Origin of the sequence: Nocardia sp. NPDC060220 (assembly GCF_042727815.1) — a bacterium.
In the GTDB taxonomy this organism is placed as follows: Bacteria; Actinomycetota; Actinomycetes; order Mycobacteriales; family Mycobacteriaceae; genus Nocardia.
The window spans coordinates 1-1,736 of sequence record NZ_JBHWZY010001155.1; the positions used below are offsets into that span (position 1 = coordinate 1).

The 1,736-nt window shown below is 72.5% G+C and carries 1 pseudogene; it reads left to right on the forward strand.

Annotated elements, in window-relative coordinates:
- A pseudogene (locus ACFWF3_RS34740) lies at positions 1-1,736 on the forward strand (exodeoxyribonuclease V subunit gamma); the annotation flags it as partial.

A 1,736-nucleotide genomic window follows, 5' to 3' on the forward strand; every position in this document is an offset into this window, starting at 1 on the left:
GCGCCTGAACCCGGTGCTGGACAGCGATATCCACCTCGCCGGCGAGATGGCCGCGCCCACCCTGCTCGGTGCCGTGCAGACCGCTGTTCGCGCGGACCGCGTCCCCGGGATCGGCGCGGTGCCGGACGGCAGCGTCGAGATCCACGCGTGCCACGGCCCGGCGCGGCAGGTGGAAGTGCTGCGGGATCTGCTGCTGAGCACATTCGCGGCGGATCCGGCGCTCGAGCCGCGTGACGTGCTGATCATGTGCCCGGATGTGGAGGCGTTCGCGCCCCTGGTGCGGGCGGCGTTCGGCCAGCGCGGGTCCGGAGTGGATCTGCCGGTCGACGGTGAACACCCGGCGCATCAGTTGCGGGTGCGGCTCGCCGATCGCGGGCGGGCGGTGACCAACCCGATGCTGGCGGTGGTGATCGAACTGCTCGAGCTGGCCGACGGACGCGTCACGGTGACGCAGGTGCTCGACCTGGCGGCGAGCGAAACCGTCCGCCGCCGTTGCGGTTTCGACGACGACGACATCGAACGGCTGCGCGAGTGGGCGGCCGAATCAGGCGCGCGATGGGGGATCGGGCAGCGTCAACGCGAGGCGTTCGGGCTCGCCGATTTCGCCCAGAACACCCTCAACGCCGCGGTGGACCGCATCCTGCTCGGTGTCACCGCCGACGAATCCGGCGACGACTGGCTCGATCTGGCGTTGCCGCTCGATGATGTCGACTCCAACGACGTCGACCTCGCCGGCCGCTTCGCCGAGTTCATCGACCGTCTCGCGGTGTGCCTGCGCGACCTGCGCGGCCCGCGCCCCGCCGCCGAATGGACCGCGGTGCTGCTGCGCGCGGTCGAGCTGCTCACCGACGTGCCCACCGCGCACGCCTGGATCCGCACCGAAGCGCGCCGTGAGATCGTGGCCGCCACCGAACACGCGGGCGACACCCCGCTGCGCCTCGCCGACGTGGCGGTCCTGCTGACCAGCCGCCTGGCGGGCGGCCCCGGCCGCGCGAACTTCCGTACCGGCGAACTTACCGTGTGCACGCTCGTGCCGATGCGGTCGGTGCCCCACCGTGTGGTGGTACTGCTCGGCCTCGACGACGATGTCTTCCCGCGTCCCGGCAGCGTCGACGGTGACGATCTGCTGGCCCGGAACCCGCTGGTCGGCGAACGCGATGCGCGCAGCGAAGACCGGCAACTCCTCCTCGACGCCATCATGGCCGCGGGGGACAGGCTGCTGCTTCTGCACACCGGTGCGGACCCGGTCACCGGTGCCGCCCGTCCGCCCGCTGTCCCCGTCGCCGAACTGCTCGACGTGCTCGCCACCCATGTGGGTCCGGCGGCCATGGACGCCGTCCACCTTCGCCATCCCCTGCAGGCTTTCGACCGGCGCAATTTCGCCCCCGGGAAGCCGCGCAGCTTCGACACCGTCGCCTTGGCCGGTGCCCGCGCCGCCGCGCGCCCGTCCCGGCCGCGTCCACCGCTGCTCACGGCGGCGCTGCCACCTGCTGCCGTCGCGGATGTCGCACTGGCGGAACTGATCTCGTTCGCCGAACACCCGGTGCGCGCGTTCCTGTGGCAGCGGCTCGGCCTGCGGGTACCCGAGGAATCCGAGGACATCGCCGATCAGCTCCCGATCGAACTCGACGGCCTGGCCAAATGGGACCTCGGCGAACGCATGCTGACGGCGCGCCTCACCGGCGCCGACCCGGCCGGGCTTCGGGCCGCCGAATGGCGCCGGGGCACCCTGCCCC